The 26,502-nt window shown below is 63.2% G+C and carries 24 protein-coding genes and 1 pseudogene; 7 read left to right on the plus strand and 18 right to left on the minus strand.

The annotated features are described in order from the left end of the window. From PAN31117_RS08225 to PAN31117_RS08255, 7 genes and pseudogenes are all read right to left on the minus strand, one after another. Positions 1-724: pseudogene (locus PAN31117_RS08225) on the minus strand (hypothetical protein); the annotation flags it as partial. A gap of 467 nt (positions 725-1,191) precedes the next feature. Then, complete coding sequence (locus PAN31117_RS08230; protein ID WP_150737765.1) at positions 1,192-2,400, minus strand: porin; 1,209 nt, start codon at positions 2,398-2,400, stop codon at positions 1,192-1,194. A gap of 92 nt (positions 2,401-2,492) precedes the next feature. After that, entirely contained in the window at positions 2,493-3,068 is a 576-nt protein-coding gene (locus tag PAN31117_RS08235; RefSeq protein ID WP_246188974.1) for a TIGR00725 family protein, read from the minus strand. Continuing rightward, positions 3,049-3,882, minus strand: coding sequence for an ABC transporter permease (locus PAN31117_RS08240; RefSeq protein ID WP_370855741.1), 834 nt, complete (start codon positions 3,880-3,882; stop codon positions 3,049-3,051). Before PAN31117_RS08240 ends, PAN31117_RS08235 begins: the two co-directional genes overlap by 20 nt. A 71-nt stretch (positions 3,883-3,953) precedes the next feature. Then, entirely contained in the window at positions 3,954-5,069 is a 1,116-nt protein-coding gene (locus PAN31117_RS08245; protein WP_150737766.1) for an extracellular solute-binding protein, read from the minus strand. 70 nt (positions 5,070-5,139) lie between these two features. Continuing rightward, positions 5,140-6,177: an ABC transporter ATP-binding protein gene (locus PAN31117_RS08250; RefSeq protein ID WP_150737767.1), complete on the minus strand. Its 1,038-nt coding sequence runs from the start codon at positions 6,175-6,177 to the stop codon at positions 5,140-5,142. Then, entirely contained in the window at positions 6,174-7,073 is a 900-nt protein-coding gene (locus PAN31117_RS08255) for an ABC transporter permease (RefSeq protein WP_150737768.1), read from the minus strand. The genes PAN31117_RS08250 and PAN31117_RS08255 overlap by 4 nt, the downstream gene beginning before the upstream one ends. Positions 7,074-7,334: 261 nt before the next feature. Here PAN31117_RS08255 and PAN31117_RS08260 point away from each other — a divergent pair, with 261 nt between their 5' ends. From PAN31117_RS08260 to PAN31117_RS08270, 3 genes are all read left to right on the plus strand, one after another. Further along, positions 7,335-8,231, plus strand: a complete 897-nt coding sequence (locus tag PAN31117_RS08260; RefSeq protein ID WP_150737769.1) for a LysR substrate-binding domain-containing protein — start codon at positions 7,335-7,337, stop codon at positions 8,229-8,231. 65 nt (positions 8,232-8,296) lie between these two features. Beyond that, the gene (locus tag PAN31117_RS08265) at positions 8,297-9,271 is read left to right on the plus strand and encodes an alginate lyase family protein (RefSeq protein ID WP_246188975.1); all 975 of its coding nucleotides are present in this window, start codon (positions 8,297-8,299) and stop codon (positions 9,269-9,271) included. Positions 9,272-9,630: 359 nt separating this feature from the next. Continuing rightward, a complete protein-coding gene (locus PAN31117_RS08270) occupies positions 9,631-10,149 on the plus strand; it encodes a hypothetical protein (protein WP_150737771.1) in 519 nt (172 codons plus the stop codon). Between the two features lie 62 nt (positions 10,150-10,211). On the opposite strand, the gene PAN31117_RS08275 is transcribed toward PAN31117_RS08270, so the two are convergent. The 4 genes from PAN31117_RS08275 to PAN31117_RS08290 form a co-directional block, all read right to left on the minus strand. After that, positions 10,212-11,225: an ABC transporter substrate-binding protein gene (locus tag PAN31117_RS08275; RefSeq protein WP_246188976.1), complete on the minus strand. Its 1,014-nt coding sequence runs from the start codon at positions 11,223-11,225 to the stop codon at positions 10,212-10,214. 55 nt (positions 11,226-11,280) lie between these two features. Continuing rightward, the gene (locus PAN31117_RS08280) at positions 11,281-12,369 is read right to left on the minus strand and encodes an LLM class flavin-dependent oxidoreductase (protein ID WP_150737772.1); all 1,089 of its coding nucleotides are present in this window, start codon (positions 12,367-12,369) and stop codon (positions 11,281-11,283) included. A 140-nt stretch (positions 12,370-12,509) separates the two neighbouring features. Continuing rightward, positions 12,510-13,667: a DSD1 family PLP-dependent enzyme gene (locus PAN31117_RS08285; RefSeq protein WP_150737773.1), complete on the minus strand. Its 1,158-nt coding sequence runs from the start codon at positions 13,665-13,667 to the stop codon at positions 12,510-12,512. 11 nt (positions 13,668-13,678) lie between these two features. Beyond that, positions 13,679-14,344 carry an HAD family hydrolase gene (locus PAN31117_RS08290; RefSeq protein ID WP_150737774.1) on the minus strand — a complete coding sequence of 222 codons (666 nt, stop codon included), beginning with the start codon at positions 14,342-14,344 and terminating at the stop codon, positions 13,679-13,681. Positions 14,345-14,451: 107 nt separating this feature from the next. On the opposite strand from PAN31117_RS08290, the gene PAN31117_RS08295 reads away from it, so the two are divergent. Next, positions 14,452-15,426 (plus strand): LysR substrate-binding domain-containing protein, encoded by a 975-nt coding sequence (locus tag PAN31117_RS08295; protein WP_150737775.1) that lies wholly within the window; start codon positions 14,452-14,454, stop codon positions 15,424-15,426. 5 nt (positions 15,427-15,431) lie between these two features. Here the strand turns inward: PAN31117_RS08295 and PAN31117_RS08300 are convergent, their stop codons facing one another. Both PAN31117_RS08300 and PAN31117_RS08305 read right to left on the minus strand, forming a co-directional pair. Beyond that, on the minus strand, positions 15,432-16,697 hold the full coding sequence (locus tag PAN31117_RS08300; RefSeq protein WP_246188977.1) for an MFS transporter: 1,266 nt from the start codon (positions 16,695-16,697) through the stop codon (positions 15,432-15,434). A gap of 101 nt (positions 16,698-16,798) precedes the next feature. Further along, the gene (locus PAN31117_RS08305) at positions 16,799-17,773 is read right to left on the minus strand and encodes a LysR family transcriptional regulator (protein WP_150737777.1); all 975 of its coding nucleotides are present in this window, start codon (positions 17,771-17,773) and stop codon (positions 16,799-16,801) included. Between the two features lie 147 nt (positions 17,774-17,920). Between PAN31117_RS08305 and PAN31117_RS08310 the strand changes: the two genes are divergently transcribed. Both PAN31117_RS08310 and PAN31117_RS08315 read left to right on the plus strand, forming a co-directional pair. After that, positions 17,921-18,655 carry an SDR family NAD(P)-dependent oxidoreductase gene (locus tag PAN31117_RS08310; protein WP_150737778.1) on the plus strand — a complete coding sequence of 245 codons (735 nt, stop codon included), beginning with the start codon at positions 17,921-17,923 and terminating at the stop codon, positions 18,653-18,655. A gap of 65 nt (positions 18,656-18,720) precedes the next feature. Next, complete coding sequence (locus PAN31117_RS08315; RefSeq protein WP_150737779.1) at positions 18,721-18,936, plus strand: tautomerase family protein; 216 nt, start codon at positions 18,721-18,723, stop codon at positions 18,934-18,936. A 68-nt stretch (positions 18,937-19,004) separates the two neighbouring features. Here the strand turns inward: PAN31117_RS08315 and PAN31117_RS08320 are convergent, their stop codons facing one another. The 5 genes from PAN31117_RS08320 to PAN31117_RS08340 all read right to left on the minus strand — a co-directional run bounded on the left by PAN31117_RS08320 (position 19,005) and on the right by PAN31117_RS08340 (position 25,243). After that, positions 19,005-21,215, minus strand: coding sequence for a TonB-dependent receptor (locus tag PAN31117_RS08320; protein WP_174990876.1), 2,211 nt, complete (start codon positions 21,213-21,215; stop codon positions 19,005-19,007). Between the two features lie 97 nt (positions 21,216-21,312). After that, positions 21,313-21,693 (minus strand): hypothetical protein, encoded by a 381-nt coding sequence (locus tag PAN31117_RS08325; RefSeq protein WP_150737780.1) that lies wholly within the window; start codon positions 21,691-21,693, stop codon positions 21,313-21,315. A gap of 269 nt (positions 21,694-21,962) precedes the next feature. Continuing rightward, a complete protein-coding gene (locus PAN31117_RS08330; protein WP_150737781.1) occupies positions 21,963-22,958 on the minus strand; it encodes an aliphatic sulfonate ABC transporter substrate-binding protein in 996 nt (331 codons plus the stop codon). A gap of 104 nt (positions 22,959-23,062) precedes the next feature. Further along, a complete protein-coding gene (locus PAN31117_RS08335; protein WP_150737782.1) occupies positions 23,063-24,604 on the minus strand; it encodes a glycosyltransferase family 39 protein in 1,542 nt (513 codons plus the stop codon). 225 nt (positions 24,605-24,829) lie between these two features. Further along, positions 24,830-25,243, minus strand: coding sequence for a hypothetical protein (locus PAN31117_RS08340; RefSeq protein WP_150737783.1), 414 nt, complete (start codon positions 25,241-25,243; stop codon positions 24,830-24,832). Between the two features lie 300 nt (positions 25,244-25,543). Here PAN31117_RS08340 and PAN31117_RS08345 point away from each other — a divergent pair, with 300 nt between their 5' ends. Further along, positions 25,544-26,449 (plus strand): alpha/beta hydrolase, encoded by a 906-nt coding sequence (locus PAN31117_RS08345; protein WP_150737784.1) that lies wholly within the window; start codon positions 25,544-25,546, stop codon positions 26,447-26,449. Positions 26,450-26,502 lie beyond the last annotated feature (53 nt).

Consider the following 26,502-nt stretch of genomic DNA (forward strand, 5'->3'; position numbering starts at 1 on the left):
TAATGGCCACGCGCAAATTCAGCACTTCGGAGTGAATGACGGTGGCGCCGCGCGTGATCGTGTAGAAGATTTGCACGATCTTGCCGATCCACAGATCGACCGTTTCTTTCTGCACGCGGAACCGGAAGTCCATCGGCGACGAGATGGGGATGCTGTCCGTGTATTGATTTCCCTCGCCCTCCCAGAAGAGCTTGATGACGTCGCCCGCTTGCATGTCCTCATGCCGTGGCACGACCGTGCGCACCCCACGCGCAAACGCGTCCTCGGGCAGGTCATCCCCCACGGCCTCCTCGACATACGGGGCAGGCCAGCGCATCGGTGTCATGACATTGAGCACCAGGTCTTCCGAGCGAGCCCACAGCACACCATCCCGGTGCACCGCGTAATAGACCGTCACCGTTGCCGTATCGAAGAACGACACCTTCTCCTTCGGCACATCCATTTGTACCGACCGGCCGACCAGATTATCCGAAATCAAGACGGTGTCGATTTCCTCGCCGCCGCTGCCCTGCCCGAAGAAGATCCACACGATATCGCCGGACGTCATACCTTCATACGGCATGACCGTCACAGTGGCAAAGTCGTCGACATCCTCAGGATTGAGCATGTCGCCTACCGCTTCTTCGACAATCGGCTTGGGTAACTCGGCCGTCGGAAAAGGCAGCAACTTGTCGTCCGGAAGAGCGTTGTTATCGAGCGTGGAGCGGTTGTCGTGAGTCTTCATGACGGACCTCCGAATGACCGGCGAAAAGAGGGGGGCCTCGCACGGCGTGGCGCGATGTGCGAGGTGATCGAAATCGGAAATCGAATACCACTTCTCCATTTCGCCCTCACAACACTCGCCCGACAACTGTCAACGTTGACAGGTGCCGATATTCGCGCTGAATCGTCCCGGGATTTCCGGCCTCCGGGCGCACTGTCTGGTGCGGCCACCCGCGAGGCACAAAAAAAGCGGCACGCCTGCGCACAGCACGGCTTGAGGTAAGGCCGTGCGAGGGGTGTGCGAAAGCGTGCCCAAGGGTGAGCCGGTCCGTCATGCAACGCCACACCATGTCCACAACGTTGCGCGCCGATCCGGTTCTCGCGAAGTCCCCGAGGTGAGGCTCAAGCCCCCCGCCGTGGGGCGGCGGGGGACAGTCCAGCGTGACCCTACATTTACAGCGGTGCTACCACTACGATCCGCTCAGACGCTTAGAACGTCTGGCGGACACCCACGCGCACGAACGTCTGCGTCGCCGTGGCGGAGGAGATGCCGTTGCCCACGTCGCCGACCGAAGCCGTCGCCGAGACAACGTTGCCGAACGTGTCGAGCGTGTTGCCCGACGCCTTCTGATAGCCGACCAGACCGTACAGCGACGTGCGCTTGGACAGCGCGTAGTACGAGGCGAAGTTCACCGTGTGGTACTTCGGACCGCCCGAACCCTTTACGTCGCTGCCTTGCGTGTAGTTGTACGCGGCGGCCAGGCGCAGGGCCGGCGTGAACTGATATGCGATGCTCGTGCCGATCGTGTTGAACGTGAAGGAGCTGGCGAACGTCGACAGCGAGCCCGGCGTGTACTGCACATTGCCGTACTGGATACCGACCTGCGTGGCACCGAACGTGTAGCTACCGGCGGCCGAGATGATGCGCTGGCTGGCGGCCGAAGCGAAGCCTTCGTTGATCGACGAAGAGAACGTGCCGTCATACGAACCGGACCACGTGCTCGACGACGTGCCGTAGGCGTTCGTTGCCTGCAGGTAGCCCACGGCCACGGCGAACGGGCCGCTGGCGTACGAACCGCCGAAGCCCCACGTGTTCTGGTTCTTCACGCTGCCGGGTTGACCACCGAAGCCATAGATCGCGCCGAACTGAAAGCCGGCGTAGTTCGGGCTGGCCCACTTGACCGAGTTGTTCACGCGCGACTGGTTGTCCTGGTTGTCGATGTCGCCCGGGTGTGCACCCATACCGGTCACGAACGTACCGGCGCTGATCGGGCCGACGTAATCGACGATCGGATCGTACTGACGGCCGAACGTGAGCTTGCCGAGCGTGGCGCTTTGCAGACCCATCCACGATTGACGGCCGAACTGACGGTTACCCTGACCTGACGTACCGTTACCGATGTTGAAACCGTTTTCCAGCTGGAAGATGGCCGAATTGCCGCCACCCAGATCTTCCGAACCCTTCAGGCCCCAACGGTCGCCCGACCAGGTGCCGCTCGCAAAGCCCCAGACCGAACCGTTCGTGTAGTTGATCGGTGCGCCGACGCCGCCCTTGGAGTTGGCCGTGCGCTGACCGCTCGCATAACCCACGCCGGCATCGACGATGCCGTACAGGGTCACGCTGCTCTGAGCGTAGACGGGAGCCATGATGCCGGCCATACCGCCAAGGCCGAGTGCAGCGAGAAGAATACGTTTCATAATATTAGTGATCCTAAATTTATATTGCAGGAACATCACGAAAACGCACCGGCAGTTCCCCGGTGTGGGTCGGTTTTATCGAACTGCCGGTGTTACTTTCCGGGGTGGTCACCTCCGGGAAGTCCGGTGACGCTCAGCCAGGTGGCCACCGCCACGACCAATGCGTCGATATCGTCGAAGCTCTCGGTACCCGGCACGGCCGGGGCGTCGAGGACGGTAAAGACCGGTTTGCGCCACTGAAGTCCGAGCGCGATTTCCGAGAGCGTGCCCAGCCCGCCACCCACGGCTACGAGGCAGATCGACGCGCGCGCGATCAGGGCGTTGCGCGTAATGCCCAGCCCGGTGGGCAGCGCCACGCTCAGGTGAGGATTGGCGTCGTTGGCATGCTCCTCGGGCAGCAGGCCGATCACGATGCCGCCTGCGGCCGACGCCCCGGCGGACGCTGCTTCCATCACGCCGCCCTTGCCGCCGCATACCAGTGCGACACCGGCTGCCGCCAGCGCTTCGCCGATGCATTGCGCGGCGTAGAGTTGGGCGGGAGAGGCTTCGCGCGGGCCGATGAGGCCGACGGGCGTCACATGACGCGAGGGACCCGCCTGTCGGGCTGAGAGTTGATCGAGGGCGTGGCGGGCCGCAGCCGACCACTCATTAATGATGACGCCGTACAAGACACTCTCCGAGAGCGAGCACACCGCTGCATACCGCCATCAACACGAGCGACAACGCGGCAGCCTGAGGGAAATCCGTTTGCCCGTCCGACATCTTCAGGAACATGAGCAACGGCAGAATATTGATCTGGGTACCGGCGAGCGCCAGCGCTGTGCCGTACGTCCCGAGCGCAATCGCCGTGACGAGGCACCACGCGGCGACCAGCGTGGGCCACAGTTCGCGCAGGGCGACGTCGACGATCGCGCGCAACGGTGTTGCACCCAGCGTGAGCGCGGCTTCGATGGGGCGGCGGTCGAGGTTGGCGATGGCTGGATACACCATCAGCGCCACGCGCGGGATCAGGTAATACGCATAGGCGGCGACGAGTCCGGGAGCGGTGTAGATCAGGGCGCCGAAGCGCACCGGATCTGCGCCAAGCGACGCGAGGGTCATCGTCACGAAGCCGGAGCGTCCGAACGCCAGAATGAAGCCATACGCAATCACCAGCCCCGAGAAAGCGAGCGGCACGCCCATGGCCGCCAGCCAGATCCGGCGACGGCGTGGCGTCTGACGCGCAAGCGTCACGGCGATCAGCGCGCCCACGATCAGCGAGACGGTGCCTGCACCGACGGCCAGCGCCAGCGAGTTGACGAAGGCATCGCGCACCAGGGGATCGAGGGCGATGGCGGAAAACGCTGCGCCATGCCCCTCGAGCGCCGCCACGACCAGCGACGCGAGCGGCAAGCCGAAGCCCAGCGCGAGCACCACGGCGGCGGGCAGACCGCCGAAGCGGCGTACCCAGCCGCGCGGCGTGTCTTTCGCACGCTGCAGCATTGGCGACACGTGGGGATCGGGGGGCTCGACGATGCCGGTCGATGCGCGCGCTGACGTCATGGTCTGCGAACTCACTTGGCGAGTGCGGCGGCCGACCACAGACGATCGACTTCGGCCTTTTGCGCAGCGGCGCGAGCGACGTCGAGCGGATGCACCTGTGGGGCGTCCGGCATGCGTGCGCGCATCTCGGCGGTGAACGGCGTGCCGGGCACGGCCGGGCGCACATAACCCTGCGCGAACAGCGACTGACCTACCGGACTCATGATGAGGTTCAGCCACAACTTGGCCGCTTCCGGATTGGGGCCGTTCTTCACGAGACTGATGGCGTAGGGCGCGGAGACGCTGGCTTCCTTCGGAATCACGACCTGAGCCGCGTCGCCCATGCCGTCGGTGTACTTGGCCTTCAGGCCGTCGTTCTCGTAGCCGATGAGAATCGGGATCTCGCCCTTGACGAACTTGGCATACGGCGTGGTGCCTTCGACGCGCATCACATTGCCTGCATCACGCAATTTGCCGAAGAACTCGGCACCCGGCTTCGGATTGTCGACGTTGCCGCCGAAGGCGTAAGCCGCAGCAAACACGGCGACCTGCCCCTGACCGGTCGAGCGCGGATCGAGGTACACCACAGAGTTCTTGTACTCGGGTTTGAGCAGGTCGGCCCACGACTGAGGCACGTGCTTGACCAGCTTCGTATTCACGAGGAACGCAATGTTGAGCGAGTGGATGGTGAACCAGCGACCGTCGTTGTCGCGGAAGACCTTCGGCAGCGTGTCGAAGTTGATCGGCTTGAACGGCGCGACCACATCCTTCTGCACGGCGTCGAGCGCCGAGCCTGCGAAGTAGTAGGCCGTATCGGCTTGCGGACGTCGACGGGACTTGTCCAGTGCGGTGACGGTCGCGGCAGAGCCGATGTCGTTGTACGTGATCTCGACCTTCGGATAGCGCTTGCGGAATTCGGCGAACAGCGCCTTCCAGTTGGCCCATTCCGGACCGGTGTCGAACGACACAACCAGACCTTCTTCGGCCGCCTTGGCGTAAAGCTCGGATTCGCCCGGATACAGCGGTGCTGCAGCGTTGGTTTGAGCGAACGCGGAACCTGCGGCGCCCGAGAGCAGCGCAAAGGCAGTCGCGAGCGTGGCCAGTGATGGCAGGGCGCGCGGGCGCAGAGAGGGGGCAGGGTGGATCATCGACATAGCTCCGTCTTGGACGTGAATCGGGAAATGTTTGGTAGATCGCGCGGTCATGAGGGCAGGCATTTCAGGCCCCCACCGGCGGCAATACGCGCAGATGCGCGGGGTCAAGCGCGATGGCGAACGACGCGGGCGTGCGACTCTCGCCGAGGAGCGGGGTTGTCGCGCCTTCAGGCAGGAAGTCGAATCGGCAGGTCGCGCCGAAGAAGCGCACCGCGCCCGGATGGCCGCCGAGGCGGTTGATGGTGCTCACCGGCGGGTCGCATTGAATGTGTTCGGGGCGCACCAGCAGCGAGACCGCCGCCCCCGGCCGCCATGTGCCGGTCTCGACGTGCAGCTCGGCGAAGCCGGTGTCGACCATGCCGGGACGCGTGACCCGCGCAGGCAACACCGTCGACAGCCCGGTAAAGCTCGCTACCGTCGCGCAGGCCGGCGCGTCGTACAGGCGTTGTGGCGTGTCGATCTGCAACAGGCGACCGTTGTCGATGATGGCAACGCGATCCGCCATGCTCAGCGCCTCGTCGCGGTCGTGCGTGACGATCAGCGTGGTGGCTCCGCTGGCCTGTTGCAGCGCGCGAATTTCGTCGCGCAATTGCTGTCGGATACCGGCGTCGAGCGCGGCGAGCGGTTCGTCGAGCAGCAGCACGCGCGGCGAGATCGCTAGGGCGCGGGCGAGCGCCACGCGTTGTTGCTGACCGCCCGAAAGGGACGTTGGGCGACGCGTTGCGAATTCGGCCAGCCCGACACGCGTGAGCATGTCGAGGGCCGAACGCTGACGCTCTGCGGCCTTGACGCCTTGCATCCGAAGTCCGTAAGCGACGTTGTCGACGACGCTCAGGTGTGGGAACAGCGCGTATTGCTGGAATACCATGCCGACGTGACGACGCCAGACCGGCACGCCGCCGACGTCTTCGCCGCCGATGGCGATGCGTCCGCGATAGCCGTCGAGCAGACCTGCGACGAGGCGCAGTACGGTTGACTTGCCCGAGCCGCTGCGGCCCATCACGGCAAGCAATTCGCCCTGCCGCGCTTTCAAGCTGACGTCGTCAAGGCCATTGGCCGCGCCCGCGTAGCGGAAGCTGACGTTTTCGAGAGTGAGACTCATGAACTGACCTTCTGGCGGGAAGCCGCGACGATCGACATGCCGGTCGCGGCCAGCGCGAGCACGAGCAGTACGACGGTGGCGGCGCAGGCGAAGCCGGTCGCACCGTAGAACGCCTGAAGCAACACCACCGGATAGTTGCGATAGCGGAAACCCGCGATGAGATTGGAAATCTGGAATTCGCCGATTGAGAGCGCTGCGACCATCACCAGCCCGGCCACCAGGCTATGGGTGAGGTTCGGCACGGCAATCGTCAGGAACTGACGCAGCGGCGATGCGCCCAGCGTGGCCGCGCAATCCTCAAGTTTGGCAATGTCGAGATGCCGCAGATCGGCAAGCAGCGTCTGTGTGAGGTAGGGCAGCGTGAGCACGGCGTGCGCCAGTACGAGCAGCCAGAGCGAGCCGAGCCACGGCAGCGTGTCGCCGCTGAAGACGGCGATGTAGCCGAAGCCGAGCGTGAGGGCGGGCACGGCGACGGGCAGCAGTGTCACCAGCCGTGCAATCGCCCCGCGGCCGCTGCGCGAACGGTGATGCAGCGAGTACGCCAATGGCAGGCCGATCAGTGCGGTCATCGCACAGCAGCTCAGCGCGACGATCAGGCTCGTCGAAAAGGCCCGGCGAAACGACGGGTCGCCCGCCAGATCGGTGAACCAGTGTCCCGTTACGCCCGTCGGCAGTACGGTATTGGTCCACGTCTGGCCGAACGCGCCGATCAGCAGCAACAGCACGGGCAGGCAGAGGTAGATCAGAAATAGGGCTGCGACGGCGCGCACGACCCAGATCAGCAGACCTGTCTTCGCGCGCGGTGCGGCATGCCCCACGGCACCTGCAACGGCAGGGGCTGGGTTGTGCCGGGGTGGCACAGTCTGGGCAAGGCGGTCGGCGTGAACGTCGGACATCGGGGAAACCTGAACGGCATACGGTGACAAATTCGCATCGGTCGGCCGGGAGTCTTGCAATCCCTTACTGCAAATGGGCTGGCAGGGAGACAGCCGGATCGACGTTGGGCGAGAGTTTCACGGTCTGAAATGTCATCGTCATGAAGAAAACACACGATTCGGGCATCGTGTTGTGCGAAAACGGAACAGTTGCCGCGCCACCGCGACGCGTCGCGAATCGCTGTTTCTGACCGGAAACCAACGCCAGCCTGACATTCCCAGATGCGCCATTGCTATCCGAACATCGCCGAGCTGCTTGCCTTCACCAGCGCGGCAAGACATTTGAATTTTTCTCGCGCCGCCCGTGAGTTGGGCTTGACGCCGAGTGCGGTGAGCCGACAGATCGCGGCACTGGAGACACTGGTCGGCACGCCATTGTTCGTGCGTGAGGGGCGTCATCTGGTGCTGACCGAGGCGGGGCGTCGCTATCACGACCGCGTCGCCGAGCCGTTGCGTGAGATCGGGAATGCATCGCTGGAACTGATGACGTCGCGTGGCGAAAGCGATCTGCTGACGATTGCCAGCGTGCCGACGTTCACCACCAAATGGTTGATCCCCCGTTTGCCCGACTTCCTGGCGAGCACGCCTGGCGTTACGCTAAGCTTCAGCCGTCATCTGGCGCATGGCGACGCTTTCCCGTTCACGCTGGACGCTGCCGTGCGCTATGGCGACGGGTCGTGGGAAGGTGTGGTGAGCGAGTATCTGGACGGGCGTCGTTTCGTTCCGGTGTGTGCGCCGTCGTTCGTCGCACGGTATCCGCTGACGTCCGCGACAGATGTGGCCCGCGCACCGAGGCTCGTGCACAATCAGGCGGAAGAAGTCTGGGGAACATGGGCCACGTGCTACGACGTTGCGCCCCATGCGCAGCGCCCGGGGCCTCGTTTCGAGCAGTACTCGGTGCTGCTACAGGCGGCCGAGGCTGGGATGGGCGTGGGACTTGTGCCGGAGTTTCTGGCGCGTGAGGCGATACAGGCCGGTCGCCTCGTCGTGCCGGTCGATGCTGGTGTGGATGTGCCGCGTCATGGGCATTACCTCTGCTACCCGAAGGAGCGTCTGCAACAACGTTCGGCGTTGCGGTACTTCCGCGAGTGGATGCTCGGTCAGGCATCGCAGGGGTAAGTTATCTATCAGGGAATTGCGTAATGGTTTTGCGTCTCGTCAGGATTGCAGGAGTTACCGCCGCTATGTCGTTCACGATCGGTGCTTACGGCGCACAAGGCGAATGTCCCGCGCCCCCACCGGGCAACCCCGACATCCGGGCGATGGGCTACTACTCGGACGCTGCCAGCTCCGTCATCGATCCTAGGCTCAAGGCCGAAAGCGACGCGGCGGCCAAACCGCTGAACGACTTCGCGTCGCATGTCACTAATTCGGCCGATGCATACGCCCGAACCGCCGACGCGGCCGCCGCACGTTGCGCGTTGACGTGGCTCGATGCGTGGGCCAGCAGCGGCGCGATGCTCGGACGTATGGTGCACGTGAACAACGACCAGTCGGACTACATGCGCCAGTGGATCCACGGCGCGCTCGCGTTGGCGTATCTGCGCACGCAAGCGGAGGCGACACCACAGCAGCGCGCGTCCATCGAGCCGTGGCTGCGCAAATTGTCGTCTGCCAATCTGGCTTACTGGGACAACCTGAAACACAAGCGCAACAATCACTATTACTGGACCGGGATCGGCATCATGGCGACGGCTGTCGCCACGCGCGACGACGCGTTGTTCAAGGCAGCTCAGAGTATCTTTCGCACTGGCGTCGACGCCATCGAGCCCGATGGCAGTCTGCCGATGGAGATGGCGCGCAAGCGTCGCGCGCTGCATTACCACGACTACGCGACGGCACCGCTCGTGATGATGGCCGAGCTGGCGCGTCTTCGCGGCGAAGACTGGTATTCGTACCGTCAGGGGGCGCTGGAACGCCTCGCCGCACGCGTGGCGGATGGTTACCGCGATCCGGCGTGGTTCAATGCGCAATCCGGTTCGGTACAGGAGACGGCCAGCCCTAAGGCGTCCAGCGGCTGGGTCGAGTTCTATCGTCTGCGCTCGCCCGATCCCGTTCGGTTCCAGGCGATGCATGAGGCCGGGCCATTCCGGGATCCGCGCATGGGGGGTAATCTGACGTTCATGGCCACGAACGGCATCGTGTCGTCGGCGAACTGACCGGCTGAAGTCCGTCGTTCTTCCGACGGGCGTCGCGCGGCACGCTGGAAACGGTGGCACTAACGCACGGTAACAGGGAGGTGCAACTGGCGGGGTTCAGGGCCGGGTCTGCGCTTAACGTTGTGCCGAAGTCGGTGCACTAGTCGTTAAAGGATCGACCGGACGGTGGAGTTTGCGGGGACGCCTCGTCCGGCGGCCTTGCCAGCGAACATCTTGAGCGGTTGCCCCAAGGTTTTGTTGGGGAAAGACGCCCCCTTTCGCTACGGGTACGCAAATACCGAAGGCGGAGGGATGTAACGTAAAGCGATGCGCGTTATGGGTGCCAAAGTGAAGTCTCCACTTACCGATGGAGAACCTTTATGAATCCCTCGACAGTCTCGTCAATGGGTGTTCAGCCACCCGCACTCACCTTGTCTGACACCCAGCCTCAAGCGCCGACCAAAGAGGACGTCGCCAGTGACTTGGTCAAGGCCAGTCGAGTGAGCTACCAGACGCTCGAACCCGACTACAGCTACCAGCAGCCGAACTACCAGCAGCCGAACTACCAGCAGCCGAACTATAACTATTCCGCGCCACACGACCCCAGCGCTCATCCAAACGACGCCGGTCAGCCGGGGGCCGGAGGTGCCGTTGGGATGTCGGGCGACCTCTTGGCAAAGACGTCACCACAACATGGGAACAATCCGCCTGATGTTAGGCGCTGGTCTGGCGTTGTTGGCAGGGATGACGGTAGGCCCGTGACTGCGAGCCTATCGGACGCGGTTCAAGAGACGGCTGCCGTGGAGTTCCAACTTAGTTCCGATGGCGCTAACCGCTACGAGTCGGATGAACAAGCGTATTGGAATGCACTAAATTCAAGGAACACCTTGAGCAAATGAGTAAGTGCAAGCCGCCCCTTAAGGCGGCTTGTGCCCGTGTCCCGGAGGTACAGCGATTCCGGTTATCGCGACGCGCTCTGACGCGTCGCCTGTCCCTTCGCCTCAAGCACGGCGTTGAACGACGTGTCGACGATCTTGCTGACATCGAAGCGGTTCGGCAGTGCGCCGGTTTGCGTAAGGAAATCGCTCGTGCCCTGATAATCGACCAAGGCTTGCTTGTCGACGGCATCGAGCGTCATGCCCGCCTGACCGATCCAGTGCCGTGCGACATCGCGATCCAGCCCGGCTTTCTTCGCCCATTGATCGGCATAAACCTCCTTGTGGCTCTCCACCCAGGCACGCGCTTTTTGCAACCGTGCGAGGAAGTCGGCAATTGCCGCGTGCTTCGTACTGACCGACGGCGCATATGCCGCGACGCTGCTCAGACCCGGCATCAGATTGCGCGCAGTGATGATAGGACGCGCCCCGTTGTGCACGACTTGCTGCGAGATGTACGGCTCCCAGACGGGGAACGCGTCGATAGCGCCATTGGGCAGCGCGACTGCGGCGTCGACCGGCATGAGTTTGACGAATTGGACGTAATCAGTCGGCAGTCCGGCTTTCTCCAACGCGCGCAGCGTCAGTTGCTGACTCCACGCGCCCGGCCAGTAGGCGACCTTTTTACCCTTGAGATCCTGGATCGATTTGACGGGCGAATCCTTCGGCACGAGTAGTGCAATCGTGTCCGGGTTCTGACGCGAGATGGCGATCAGTTTGACCGGCGCGCCTTTCGCGGCGAGGAACAGAAAGCCCGAGTCGCCGAGGAAGCCGAGATCCAGCGCTCCGGCGTTAAGACCTTCGGCCACCGGCGCGGCCGACTGGAAGTGTTTCCATTCGACTTGATAGTTCGCCCCTTCGAGTGCGCCTGAAGCCTCCATCGAGGCCCGCACGTTGTAGTAGTTCTGATCCCCGACGCGCAACGTGACGCCTTGCGCATTCGCCACATCGGCGTGCATGACACCGAACGCCGTGAAAGCAGACAGAGAGAGGGCGGGAACGGCAAAGCGGGCGCGACGAATCCAGCGCAGCAACATCATGACACCTATGAAAAGCGATTGAAAAGAGAACGAAGAGGAGAGGGCGCGACGCGAGTCACGCCGCCTGAGGCGTGCGCTGCCGGTCGAGTTCGGCGATATGGCGGCGGATGGCGGGAATCAGCGATTCGCCGTAGCGGATCGTGTCTCCGAGCGGGTCGAAGCCGCGAATGAGGAACGTGTCGACGCCAAGGGTGTAGTAGCGGCCCAGCGCTTGCGCCACCTGTTCTGGCGTGCCGACGAGTGCTGTCGAATTCCAGCGCGCGCCCGTCGCTTTTGCGACGCCCATCCACAGCCGTTCGTCCACGACGTCGCCGCGTTGAGCGGCGGCCAGCAGACGCTGCGACCCGACGTTCTCGGGCGCGTCGGCGCGAAGCCCAAGGCTCGCGCGCGTTGCCTTGACCTGACGCAGCACGTCATCGGCCCGCGCCCATGCTTGTGCTTCCGTGTCGGCGACGATCGGGCGGAACGAGATCGAGAAGCGCGGCTTGCGGCCGTAGCGTTGCGCAGCGGTGCGTACGCGGTTGATCAGCGACTCGACAGCGTCGAGCGGCTCGCCCCACAGCATGTACGTATCGGCGTGGCGTGCCGCGACATCGATGGCCGCATCGGACGCACCGCTGAAGTAAATCGGGATGTGCGGCTTCTGCCACGTCTGTACGGCGGGCGAGGCTTGTTCGAAGCGATAGTGCTCGCCGTCGAAGTCGACGGGACTGTCTGCGGTCCAGATGCGCTTGAGGGCGTCGAGGTATTCGTTGGTGCGCGTGTAGCGCGCGTCGTGATCGAGGAAGTCGCCATCGCGGCGCAGATCGGCGTCGTTCCCACCGGAGACGACGTTCAGCGCCACGCGGCCGCGCGAGAACTGGTCGAGCGTGGCGAGTTGACGGGCCGCGAGCGGTGCCGAGATGACCCCGGGACGGTAAGCGAGCAGAATCCCCAATCGTTGCGTCGCTGCGGCGACGTGGCTACTGACGAGGCTGCCTTCGGGGCCGTTCGAGAAGTAGCCGATGAGCGCGCGGTCGAAACCGGCCGTCTCATGGGCCTGCGCCATGCGCGTAATGAACGTGGGGTCGATGGCCGCGCCCGTGGGTTGATCGACTTCGGACCCCGGCGCCGCCGTGATCATCCCGATAATTTCTACGCTCATGAGTGCACTCCATACAGGCAAAGTGCGAGCGTAGCGGGCGTAGGGCTCGCCGTGAACGAAGGAAATCGGGATACGTTATGCGGCGAGGCGGCATAAGCATCGCTGGCGCGTAGCGCGGTCTTTACGTTGTGATGCGGTGCTTACCAGCCATGCAGACGCGGCCATGTTGCGACATCGCGATCCGGATCGATGGCGTGGTACTCGGGAAACTGTGCACCCGTCGCGCACGCATGATTCGGCAGAATGCGCAGTAGCGTGCCGATGGGGAAGCGGGCCACGATGTCCGGGTCGGCTTCGCCCTCGCGCGACAGAATGCCGTGCTCCTGATTCGCACCGCTCAGTACATAACCGGGCACGACGCTGCCGTCGATGCGGCAGACCTGCCCGTAACCGAAGTCGCGCTTCTGCTTTTGCGTGCCCCGGTCGCGGCTCATGGCCATCCAGCCAGCGTCGACGATGGCCCAGCCTTTGTCGGCCTGATGCCCGATCACGGTCGTGAGTACGCTCAGCGCCAGCTCGTCCGTCGTGCACACGCCGACGTTATGCATCACCAGATCGAAGAACACATACACCCCGGCGCGGACTTCCGTCACGCCCTCGAGGTGTTCGGCTGCGAGCGCGGTGGGCGTCGAGCCGACGCTCACGACCAGACACGGCAGACCGGCATCGCGCAGACGCGTCGCAGCCAGCACGCAGCCCGCGCGCTCCTGTTCGGCGATGGCGGCGAGCGCTTCGGGCGTGTCGAAGTCATAGCTCGAACCGGCATGCGTCATGACGCCACCGAGCGCCGCGCCGCCGTCGTGCAGCACGCGGGCGACGTCGATCAGTGCGTCTTCATTGGGACGGATGCCCGACCGGTGTCCGTCTGTATCGATCTCGATCCAGACGTCGAACGTCTCACCGTACTCGGCCCCGAAGGCGACGATGGCCTGGGCCGATGCCACGCTGTCCGTGATGATCTTCAGGTCGCAACCCCGGCGCCGCAACGCCAGCGCCGCGGGCAGCTTGCTCGCGACCATGCCCACGGCATAAAGAATGTCGGTGACGCCGTCGTCGAAAAAGCGCGCGGCTTCTTTGAGCGTGGACACCGTGACGCCCGACGCGCCTGCTTCGATCTGCGCATGCGCGACCTCCACGCACTTGCTGGTTTTGACGTGCGGCCGGAATCGCACGCCGAGCGCGTCCATGCGCGATTGCATGCGGCGGATGTTTTGTTGCATGCGCGGCACGTCGATAACGGCGGCGGGCGTTTCCAGCGTTTGCAACGACGCGAGCGGAACAGTGTGGATCGAAGTCATGGCGATGAATCTCAGGCGGTGGCGTGGAAGTGGCGAAGCCAGTCGAGCGCAGGTCCAAGCGTAGGCGCTTCGCTGTCGGGCGCGGGCGCGCCGTCGGGACGGGACAGGCCGACACGGTTATGCCAGAACGTGCGCAAGCCAACGGCCGACGTGCCGAAGAGGTCGTAACCGGAGCCGGCGACGAAGGCTGCATCGCTGGCGTCGACACCGAGCCTGTCGAGCGCCAGACGATACGGACGCGGGTCGGGTTTGTAGAACCCGGCTTCCTCCGACGTCACCACGACGTCCCAGTCGATGCCGAGCAACCCGGCGGCCTGATGCCCGAGCGTCTTCGAACAATTCGTGACGACACCCAGTTTGCAGTGCGGGCGAAGCGCCTGCAGCAACTCGCGTACGCCATCCCAGGCGGGAAGCGTCAGCCACTCGGCTTCGAGCGCAAGAGGTGCTGACGACGGCAGGCCGACGTGCGCTGCCGCCTCGCGCACCAGTTGTTCGTAGCTCACATACGCGCCGCAGCCGTAGGTACGTCGCAGATACTCGGCGCGCCACGTTCGGCCCGCAGTTTCGCTACCGGCGGCGCGGTTCCATACGGTCCACGAGTCGAGCAGCGCCGTCAGAAGATCGAAGAGCACGGCGCGCGGCCAGCCGGTCTCGCGGGCGGGGGATGTGTCGGACATGACAACCTCTTTCGTTGTGGTTTTGCGTGAGATGACTGGACGCAGTGTAGGAAGGATAGGGCGTGCCGTGGTTAAATTACGGCACATCAAACATTAAGTTCAGGTGAATGATTCAGATCGAAGACCTGCGTCTGATCGAGGCGCTGTCGCAGTCGGCATCGCTGAGTGCGGCGGCGCGCATGCTCAACGTGACGCCGCCCGCGTTGTCTGCCCGTCTGCGAAAACTCGAAGCGTTGCTCGGGCTGGCGCTCGCGACACGCACCTCGCGTCAGCTCAGCCTGACGGCCGAAGGCGAGCGTCTGGCCCGCGAAGGCTCGGCGTTACTCGCGCAACTGGACGCGCTGCCCGAATCGTTTCGACGTGAAGACAAGCGCCTTACGGGCTCGCTACGTATTTCGGCCCCGTTCGGTTACGGACGGCACCACGTGGCCCCGGTGCTCGCGCGCTTCGGGCTGTTGCATCCGGATCTGAAGTTGCAACTGGAACTGCGTGAAACCCCGTGGCCGGACAAACACGACTCGGATGCCGTCATTCATGTGGGTGCGGTGCGCGATTCGTCGTGGATTGCCCGGCCGCTTGCGCCTAACGACCGCTGGCTGTGTGCGAGTCCCGCTTATCTACAGCGACACGGCACACCGACTGAGCCGCACGCGCTGCTACAGCATCGCTGCATCTGCATTCGGGAGAACGACGAGGACGCTTCGTTGTGGCGGTTTCGACGTCGGACGAAGACATCTGCCAAAGGCGCACCTGCGACGTCCCGGCGTGCCCCGACACGCGACAGTGTGCGCGTGGTGCCTGCGTACACGACCAACGACGGCAGCGTCGCGCGGGAGTGGTCGGAGCAGGGACTGGGACTGGTGTTGCGTTCCGAGTGGGACACGCGCGACGCTGTAGCAGCGGGACGTCTCGTGCGCGTGCTCGCAGACTGGGAATTCGACAGCGCACCCGTCACGCTGCTGGTGCCAACGCGTCGCGGGCGCACCGCACGTCTGCAGGCGCTGATGGCCTTTCTCGAGGATGCGCTGGCGACGTCGGCAACTGTGCGCCGTCCTACACGTTCCGCTCGCGCGGGTCGCTGAAGCGCTCAGGCCGTTTGATGGGAGAGTCGCGCGCTGACGGTGCGTGCCCGGTTGGCCAGCACGCTGCACAGCACGAGCAGGATCGCCGTCATGAAGAACACCGCCGGGAGTCCGAACATCACGGCGATCTGGCCGCCGATGATCGGACCGATGACCTGCCCGCTGAATTGCGCCGATTGCAGATATCCGAGCAGCTTGCCGGTGCTGCGCTCGTCCACGGCGTGACGCGCTAGCTTGCCGATGGCGGGCAGCAGACCGGCCAGCGTCATCCCCATCAGCACGCGCAGCACAGCCAACTGCCACCACTCGGTGACGAACGCCTGTGGAATCATCACCAGCGCGGTTGCGATCAGACACCCGACGATCACGCGCCAACTGCCTACGCGGTCCGCCAGCGCTCCGAGCTTCGCGGCCGTCAACATGCTGCCCAGCGCGGAACTGGCCATCACCACACCGGCCACACGCGTGAGGTGCGCACCGTCCACACCCAACTGTCCGATGTAGACGGTAATGATCGGCTCGATGGACATGTTGGCGAGCAGCACCATCATGCCGGTGAACAGGATGGCGGCGATGATGCCCACGCGCGCACGGGGCATGGGCGCGGTCGTACCCGGTGTGGCTTTGCGTTTGCTGTCGCACGTGCGGTCGAAGTCTTCGCGCACGCCGAAGACGGTGAGCAGCGCCGTGATCGAGATCATGCCCGCACAGGCGAAGAACGTGCCGCGAATGCCGAGCAACGGCGGCAACAGACCGCCGATTAGCGGCCCGGTCAGATTCCCTGCGAGTGCGCCGGTAGAGAGTACGCCCAGCGCCCAGCCTGCACGATCGCGCGGCGCTTGCGTGCCGATCATCACGGTGGAAGCCGACGCGTAACCGCCGATCAGTCCAGTCAACAAACGCAACGCGACGAGTTGATATACGTTGTGCGCAATACCGATGAGCGACGTCACGATCACCATGCCGACGGCGGCGCGAATCAGCATCGGCCGACGCCCGAAGCGGTCGGCCAGATGTCCCCAGATCGGCGCGGTCACAGCGGTGCCGAGAAACGTCGCACTGAACGCGACACCGGACCACTGGATCACCGCTGACTCCGGCGCGACGCCGAGTTGCTTGACGTACAGCGGCAGGAACGGCAGCAGCATGCTGAGTCCGGCCAGCGTCGTGAACGAGCCGAAGACACAGATGGCGAGGTTACGTTGCCAGTAGCGGTGGTTTCGTTCGGTGTAACTGGCGGTAGGGGAACTGGATTCGGACGGGGGATTCACAAAAGCCTCTGAATTTCGCAATGCCCGCGCGACTCGGGGCATCGACATCCGCATACCGTAAGGCAACGCAAGCGTGACTTGACGACGGAGATCTGCCGAGTCTATTCCGTGCGAGGACGCTCGGATACGGCTGCGGCGCGTACGTCACTCTTACGCGGCGCGGATGAATGCGCAAGCGTCTGCATCAAATAATCGATGAAAACCCGCGCACGCGACGGCAGTGTCTTGCTGTGTGGGTACATCAGACTCACCGGGCGAGAACGTCCCGCGTAATCGGCCAGCACCTCGACGAGTTGACCCGACGCGAGATCCGCTTCGACGATGAAGCGGTAGGTCTGGAAAATACCGCCGCCGGTTCGGGCGAGCGTTACACCGGCAAGCACATCGTCGGCACACCGGAAGTTGCCGCGTGCGTGGTACTCGATGTCGTTGCCTGCGTCGCGGAAGAGCCACGGGATCGGGCGTCCCGTACTCGGCAAATCGAATTCGATGCAATCGTGGGCGGCGAGATCGTCCGGCGTCTTGGGTGTGCCCGCGCGCTGGAGATAGCCGGGATGGGCGACAACGACCAGTGCTGCGTCTTCGAGATGTCGCGCCACCATGCGCGACTCGGGTTGTGCCCGGAAGCGAACCGCGAAGTCGAAGCGCTCCTCGTGCAGGTCGATGTTCTGGTTGCTGACCTGAATGTCGAGCTTGATGAGCGGGTAGCGCGCCCGGAACGCGGGCAGAACCGGTAGCAGCCGGTAATGCCCGTAGGTCGTAGGCACGCTGATGCGCAACGTGCCCGACGGCTGCGACTGCGCGCCCGAGACCCGTCGTTCGGCCTCCACCAGCAGGCTCAGCGCAGTCCGGCATTCTTCGAAATACGCGCTGCCGCCCTCCGTAAGACGAATGCTGCGCGTCGAGCGCACGAACAGGCGCACGCCCAGTCGCTGCTCCAGCCGTGCGACCGACCGGCTGACGGCAGCGGGCGTCACGCCTGCCTGATTGGCGGCCGCCGTGAAGCTGCCAGCCTCCGCCGCCAGACAAAACAGCTCGATGCTGCCAAGCAGCACATCGTCGAATTGGCGTTGCATGTTCGCGATTCATTACACGATGTAAAAACACAAGTGTAATCGCATGCGTTTTTCGCGTCTGAAATCATGAATAGAGTGTCTTCAACCAGCGGGGCGGACGGATTGGCCGACGCCCCGGCAGGCGAAATGACATCAAGGACACACATCATGAGCAAGTCGGAACATACGGTCATCATCACGGGCGCCACGAGCGGCATCGGCCTCGGACTGGCACAGGCATTCTTGCGCGACGGGTACAACGTCGTCGGCACGGGGCGCAGTGCAGCGCGTCTTGAACAGACGGCAGGATTGCTGAACGCTGGTGAGCGCTTTCTCCCGGTCGCGGGCGACGTGGCAGATCCGTCGGCCGCCACAACAGCCTTCGCGAAGGCCATCGAGACGTTCGGTCACGTCGACGTGCTGATCAACAATGCGGGCATCTTCGCAGCGAAGCCGTTCATCGACTTCACGCCGGAGGAGATCGAAGTGCAGATCGCCACTAATCTGAAGGGCACGCTGTACTTCTCGCAGGTGGCCGCACGCCATATGAGCGAGCGCCGCAACGGGCGGATCGTGAATGTGACGGCATCGATCGCCCTTCAGGCGAATTCGGGCGTGCCCGCGTTGCTGGCTGCGGTGCTCAAGGGCGGGATGAATCAGGCGACGAAGGCGCTGGCGCTGGAATTGGCGCCGTTTGGGGTGACCGTCAACGCCGTGGCCCCGGGCGTGGTGAATACGCCGATGCATGCGCCCGAGACGCACGACGCGCTGGGGAAGATGCATCCGCTGGGCCGTATCGCAGTGGTCGAGGATGTCGCGCGTGCGGTACGGTATTTCGTGGAGAGCGATTACGTGACTGGCACGATTGCACCAGTGGACGGCGGTTACGCCGCCGGTCGTTAATTGCAGCGACGGCCGGTCATTTGCGATGAGTCGGCCGTCTCCCCCTACATCAAAAGGAGTCAGTCATGCCATTTGTCAGCATTCGCATTACCCGTGAGGGCAACACCGTCGAGCAGAAGACACAGGTTATTCGCGAAGTTACCGAGACGTTGCAACGTGTGCTGGGCAAGTCACCGCATCTTACGCACATCGTGATCGAGGAAGTCGATACCGATAACTGGGGCTACGCGGGCCAGACAACCACCGAGTTTCGGCGTCAGGCAGTCGAGCATAAGGCCTGATCCGGCGCGTTTCCGATGGCACGCCGCCGCCACGCGTCGGGCGGCGGCGTGCTGTCGTTCGGACGTTGTCAGAACGGCTTCGACATCGCCAGATAGAACGTGCGCCGCGGCCCGAACTGCGGTGCGCCGACACCGATGCCGGTGCCGTCGCGCAATTCATAGACACGGTCGAAGACGTTCAGGACCGACAACTTCGCATCGAAGCGACCGACCCCCGGCAAGTTGAACTTCTCGCCGACGCCGAGGTTGACCTGGAGGTACGCGGGCAGGTGCTCGCTGTTGACGAACCCGCTGCGCAACCCCGAGCCGAACAGCGCATCGGCCGACAGCAGCGTCCTGCCCCATTGATAAGACACACCGGCCGAGGCGGTCACCTGCTGGTCGTGATCCAGATGCACCCAGTGATTGGCGATGTAAGCCAGTTCGTCGGCACCGAAGTTGAATTGCCCGGTCTCGATGCCTTGCCCCATCGCGCGCGAGACGGCGACGTTCAGGTACGCACCGACGTTGCCCTGACGGTAGTTGACGGTGCCTTCCACGCCGTAAATGCGACCCTTCTGGTAGTTGAACGTCGAATAGATGAGCGCATTACCGAACTGGCCTTCGTCTTGCAGATGGTTCACGCGACGATAGTAGGCGTCTAGCCCGACGGTGATCGCCGACGTCAGTTGATGCGAGACACCCAGATCGAAGTAATCGGAGCGTTCGGCACGTACTGCGGTGTTCGCGTCCGAGGGCAGGGCATTGGTCGTGTTGAGGAATTTCGCGACCGACGTCGTATCGATTTTCTCGGTGGCTGGGGGCGTGAAGTAGCGTGAATACCCGGCATGCAGACGCGTGCGGCTCGTCAGGTCGTACGTCAGCCCGAGACGCGGCGACAGCTGCCCCTCGTTCGTGACGGTGTTTACATGATCGTAGCGCGCGCCATAGTTGACCGTCAGACGATCGGTCGCCTTCCACTCGTCTTGCAGATAAAGGCCATACGTGGTGCCCCGGTCGTTGGCGTTGTCCACGATGGTCAGCGGCGTGCCGCTCGTCTGCTGACCGTTGTCGTCGGCCGGGAAGACGTTCGACGTGTTGTCGACGCTGAAATGCTCCTGCTGCACGAACAGTCCGAAGCGCAGCGTGTGACGGTCGGTGAGCTTGTAGCTACTGTCGGCCTGCACGCCATACGCTTCATTGCGGCGCGTGATATTCGATGCCACGCCGTTGTAGACGAGATCGCCAATCGGATCCGGTGTGTAATCGACGCGGCTGGTGCGATGGAACAGCGAAATCTGGGTGTCGAGCTTTGGCGAGACGTGGCTTTGCCATGACAGCACCTGGAAGTCGGTCAGCTCGCGCTGGTGTGCGTTGAGGCTCGACGAATCGGGAATCGCACCGTTGTCCAGCGTGAACTGTGGCGCAACGCCCGGCAGGTTCGGAATCTGGAAGCGGTTATTCGCGGTGCCGAACATGAACGACACGCGGTTATCCGGATTCAGTAGGTACGACACCATGCCGAAGGCATTCGTCTGATTCGTATGGTCGTGAATCGCGTTGCGGTCGCCCGTCGGATTCTCGATCCCCATGTCGTTGGCCGAAACACGCGCGCTGAAGTAATAGCTGAGCGCCCCCTTGGTACCGAACAATTGGGTGCTGACCTCGCGGTCGGCATGGCTGCCGAACACCACGCCGACCTCGCCGCCGAAGGCCTTGGGCGGCTCGCCGGTGTCGGCCGTGCCGTCGGCCAGACCGGGCGAGCCTTTGGTGTGAATGTCGACGATGCCCGCCGTGCGATAGCCGAACTGCGCAGGCAGCGCGCCGGTGATCAGATTGATTTGCGACGCGATGCGTGCATCGATAGCCTGACCGAATCCGCTGATTGATTCGGGAATGATCACGCCGTCGATGCGGTATTGCAGGTTCGCGTGATCACCGCGCACATGCAGTTGGCCATATGAGTCCTGCACGACGCCCGGCGCTTGCAGGAGCACCTGATTGAGCGGCGTGTTTGCGCCGAGCGGCAGTGCCTGAATATCCGTCTGGTCGAAGTTATAGACGGAGCTGCCGGTATCGGGCGAGAGCGCGTTGCGTGCAGCATCGAGTCGCTTGGCGGAGACGGTTGTGCCGGAGAGCGCGACATTCGCGTCGCCCGGATTAGCGGTCGATTGGGCGTGCGCGTTGACCGCGAATGCAGACGCCGCTGCTGCCGCGAGAGCATGACGGGTGAAGCGGGCTAGCTGCGGAAAGTGCTGGGAATACGTGAGACGAATGAACGGAATCCATCGGGCAGACATGCCGGACCTCAGTGTGTTTGACGTGTGGACGCCGCGCAGCCGGTGGCAGACGCGCCAGCGTTGGCGCGTCGCGACCTGCGGCGGCGAATCTTCTGATTTAGACGAACGACACTGAGGGACGTGGAGGGTCGCGATTGCGCGTCGGCCCCCGCAAGACGGAGCGCACCTGCACAGGCGCAACCGGCGGATAGTGCCACTCACGCAGCGGCGGGAGCGAGGCGAAGACGGGCAGTGCGGGGAGTGCAACGTCGAGCGCAATGAACGCGAGGCATTGCTCGCAGATACCGTCCTCGTTATCCGAGCGCTGGCCGTTGCTGCCGACATCACTGTGTTGACGTTGCACGTCTGCCGGTTCCTCGGCGGCCACCGACGCAGCCGCCAACGCAGCCGCAGTGTGAAACACTACGTGCCGTGCAAGAGCCATCTGCGAGACGAGCACGCAGATGATCAGCCAGAAAGGAAGCCAGCGACGATGCATGAGCCGACGAGAAGCGCAACGAGAAGCGGAAAAAGGGGAACGTCGAAAACCGGACAACAAATCGCGACAAATTAAGATGCAACTCAATTGCAATGCAACTGAGTTGCGAATTCTGTCACATCCGTGGGGGCTTTGCCAAGTCGGAAAACCGGGTGGGAGGGTGCGGGGAAGATCGGGAGCGTGCGGGGGGAAGGGGCGCGCGATGTGGGCGACGCGCCACCGATGCTGGCCACCCGGCGGTGGCGTCCATTCAGGTGGCGCGCAAGACCTCAGGCAATCGGCTGGCGCAGTGTTGCGTCGGCGACACGAATTTGTCGCGGAATCAGCTTGAGTTGCAGGAACGTGTCGGCAATCCGTTGTTGCGCCGCCAGCACGGACGGTGACACCGGCTTGTAGACATGGGCGTAGTGACGCAGACCCTTCTCGATAATTTTGGCGTCAAGTCCCTGAATCGGAGCCAGTTGCGCGGCGGCCGCGGCATAGTCGCCACGAATCTGCTGACCTGTCTGGCCGAGGGCGTCGAGCGTAGCCTTGATGACGTCGGCACGTTTTTCAGCGAAGGCCCGTTGACTCAGGAAGAACTGATGGTGGTCGGCCGCGCCCTCGGCATTAGCGAGCAGGCGCACAGGACTCTGGTCGAGCACGGCGGTGAGGAACGGGTCCCAGATGGCCCATGCGTCGACCGAACCACGCTCAAGTGCTGCGCGGGCGTCGGCGGGTGCAAGAAACACCGGGCTGACGTCGCCGTAATCGAGCCCGTGCTTGCGCAGCAACGCAACGAGGAACCAGTGGACATCCGATCCCTTGTTGAGCGCCACGCGCTTGCCGCGAAGATCGGCCACCGTTTTGACCGGCGAATTGTTGGGCACGACGACGCCCTCGGCGAGGGGCGTGGGCACCTCGTAGGCGCTGTAGACGAAGTCGGCCCCGGCCGCTTGCGCAAAGACGGGCGGCGCTTCGCCTACGTATCCGAAGTCGATTGCGCCGACATTCAGCGCTTCGAGCAACTGCGGGCCAGCCGCAAACTCGGCCCACGTCACTTCCACACCAAGTGGCTTGAGCCGCGCTTCCAGCGAGCCATTCGCTTTGGCCAGCACGAGGGTGCTCGCCGCCTTCTGATAGCCGATGCGGAACTTGCCCGGTTCGTAGGCGGCGTGCGCCGAAAACGACGGCAGCGCGGCCGCTGCCGCCCCTGCGCTGAGGACCGTAAGGAACTGACGGCGTGAGATAGCTGAGATGGCTGAGATGGCGCTAGGAGGTTTCATGAGCGTTGCCCCTTGCAATGGGGGTTGTAATGGATGTCGATCGATTCACAAGAATTATCCGGACCGGCTCCACGCGGGCAACGAAGCGATTCTGCTTTAGATATTCATGGCTGCGGTGCAATGTAAGCGACGCAAAGCGGCATTACCGAGCCGGGCTTGTTGCCGCCGTGGTACGAGAACGGCAGCGTTTCGCGGGCGTCGATGGTCAACGACGGCCACAGGGCGAGCGTGTGCGCGAAACTGGCTTGCCGACACGACCGTCCGGGGTGGCCGAGCAGGATCGCCCCGCGCGCGCGGACTTCTACCTCGTCGATGTCCTTTGTGTAGATATTTGGGCGCTTTTTCTCCGACCAGCGGGTGATCAGGCGCGGCTGGCCCGGTGCGTAGAACGTCAGCCACGTTGCGAGATGGTCGTTGCCGACGTAAGCCAGCGGCGTGTGATAGCGCGTCTGCCAGCGCTGTTCGAGGGCGATGCTCGCGGCCTTGATACCCGCGAACTTCTCTCCGGCGTTACGCAGGTTCAGGCTCAGCACGGTTGCATAGCCCATCCACACCGTCAGCCCCACGACGGGCAACCAGCGCGAAATTCGCGGAGCGCGCTTTGCCGTGATCGGCACCACGCACGCGACGAGCAGCGCGGGCAGCGGCACGGCGAACGGTTGCAGCCATTCGGAGATGCGTCCGCCTTCGTGCAGCGTGAAGTACACGAGGATGGGCAGTAGCGGCGCAAGCACTGTGACCGCGACGACCCAGACAGACGCGGCCGGACGTCTGAAGCGCAGACCGGCGAGATGCATGACGAAGGCGAGCGTCGCCACAGGGTAGAACGCGGTGAGTGCGCCGCGTAGGCCGCGCGAGTTCAGCCGTTGACGGATCTGGTCGTCGACCCAGCGGAACGCTGCGAAATCATGCTGCATAAGCCAAAGGATGTTCGGCGCAATCAGTGCGAAGAAGATGAGCAGTCCAAGCAGGAAGGCCGGATGACGGTAATGGCGGCGCGTGTCCGATGTCCACAGCGTCATGACAAACATCGCGCCCAGCAGGGCAAACGTCGAATACTTGGTCATGGCGGCCAGACCGGCGACTACGCCGAACGCGAGCCAGAACCGTGGTGAGTCGAACATCGCGCGCACGAAGAGCCAGAGCATCCACGGCCAGAGCATGACCAGCAGATAGTTGTCGTTGTACGGGAGGATGTCGATATTGATCGCACCCGTCAGGTGCAGGCTCAGCATGCCGAGCCACGCGAGACGCCGGTCCCCCGACAACCGTTTGGCCAGATGCCAGACCCCCAGCATCCCGACGGCAACCACAGCGAAGTGCGAAGCGTACCAATAGAACGCAAGCGCTTCGCCGTTCAGCCCTAACCCTAACGCTGGCCACATCGAGAACCCGACCAGCCAGGGGTTCTTCGGTGTTCCCCATTCCGCATTGCGCGCCCAGTTCAGGGCCTCGACGGCGTCGAAAGGCACCGTGGGATCGAGGGTTGCGCTCGTGAGGGTCCAGACGATGGCGTACACCGTCACATAGAGCGACGGCGAAAACTGAACGGAGACGGCCGCTCGGCTGATGAGTGCTCGCAACGTGAGCGTGCGACGCACCGGCGCAACGGTCGGCGAAGTGGAGGTGGCGGCGTGATTTTGCATGCGCGCTTCGACTAGGCGAACACGCGCATGTTCTTCACGTTATTTTGCAATCCGAACCAAAGAAAGTGGTGATAAATTGCAATGTATGTTGTTGTTTTTGTTGGGGTTGTGGGCGTCTTGGCGGCGTGCTGCAAGCCGTTTCCGGTCAAGCTTGTTCACAAACGTCAACAAAACAAAACGAATGAAAAAGGACGACAACAAATTTTCGGTCGACGACCTCGTCCGTCAGCCGTTTTCGAGCGGTGCGTCGACGATCAGTGCCGCGTTCACCTGCCGGATGCGCTGATCGACAAAATAGCCGCCGCCTTCCTGATAGCGCAGATACAGACGGCCGCAGTCGCGGCACCGGCAGACGTTCGCGCGGTTGTAGGGAAAGTAGCGCGGCGCAATGGGCGCGTTCGTTGCCCAGTAGGACGTGCCGTCAGGGTGATATTCACCGAATGTCGGCTCCGGCTCATTTGAGGCGAACAACGTGCCGACGACTTCGAGCTGCGCATCGGGCAACGAGTTGGGCAGGCTCGCCCAACCGTCGAGCGGCGTTCGGGTGCATTGGCAATCGGCGGAAAGGCTGGCTGACGATTCGGCGAGGTCAGCAAGGCGGACGAAAGCGGCGTGATCGAGGTAAGGAAGATCGCTCATGGGGGCTATTGGCGTGGCGTCTGGCCGTCATCGTGTTTCATTCTGCATCAGCGCGGAGGCACGGTGCGACGGTTTTCGCTATGGTAGCGCGAGCGGGGAAATGGAACACGGCTCATCGCCGCAAACCATCGAATTTCGCAGTGCTGCCATGAAGCCGCAGATGGACTCATATTTGATATTCGCTGCCCCGAGATTCATTTCAGATGTTAATCTTTTGCGCGTCCGTCCTCGAAGGCGGATGTTATGCATAACTAGCGATTCACTAGACATCGATTGACATCAGGAGGGTATGTGTTCGAAATGTTCCGTCAACAAGGTGGGCGTCTGACCCGGCAGTTGCCGAAGTTCGCGTCGGGTTTGATGGCAGCGGCAGCATTGCTCAGTGCACCGACGCACGCGAGCGAGGTGTTGTCGAGCGAGGTCTATAGCAAGAATCTGTCGCGCCCGCTGACCTACAACGTGTACCTCCCGACAGGCTACGAAGCCAACGGCAAGACGACGTACCCGGTGCTGTATCTGCTGCACGGCAACGACGGCGTGAAGAACGACTGGGCGGGCAAAGGCCACATGCAATCGACCATGGACAAGCTGATCGGCCACGGCGACATTCCGCCGGCCATCGTGATCATGCCGGACGCCAATACCAACTGGTACGTCGACCTCAAGGAGCGCATGGAAACGGCGTTCTTCAGCGAGTTGATCCCGCACGTCGAGAAGACGTATCGGGCGATCAAGACGCGTGACGGACGCCTGATCGGCGGCCTGTCGATGGGCGGGTACGGTGCGATGCGTTACGCGCTCAAGTATCCGGAGAAGTTCAAGGCGGCTGCGCTCATGAGTCCCGCCATCTACAATCCGGAGCCGCCGAAGGATTCGTCGGCCCGCTTCGTGAAGGTGTTCGCCGAGCCGAATACCAACGGCGAGTACAGCGCACGTGTCTGGCAGCAGAACAACTATCCGGCGTACTTCGACGAGTTTCTGAAGAAGGGCATCAAGGTGCCGATGTACATCAACTCGGGCGACGACGACGATTTCAACATCGAGATGGAAGCCACGCGCTTCTATGAGTTGCTGCGTGCGAACAAGCAACCGGCCGAGTTGCGCATCGTCGACGGCAAGCATGAGTGGCCGGTTTGGGCGAGCACGTTGCCCGACGCACTGAAGTACATCTTCCGCGATGTTCAGCGTCCGCAGCGCAATGACTGACGTTTGAACCAGCGGTTGACGTGATTCAACATCGGCCCCTCGAATCCATGCGA

It is taken from the genome of Pandoraea anapnoica (assembly GCF_902459765.1).
Classification (GTDB): Bacteria; Pseudomonadota; Gammaproteobacteria; order Burkholderiales; family Burkholderiaceae; genus Pandoraea; species Pandoraea anapnoica.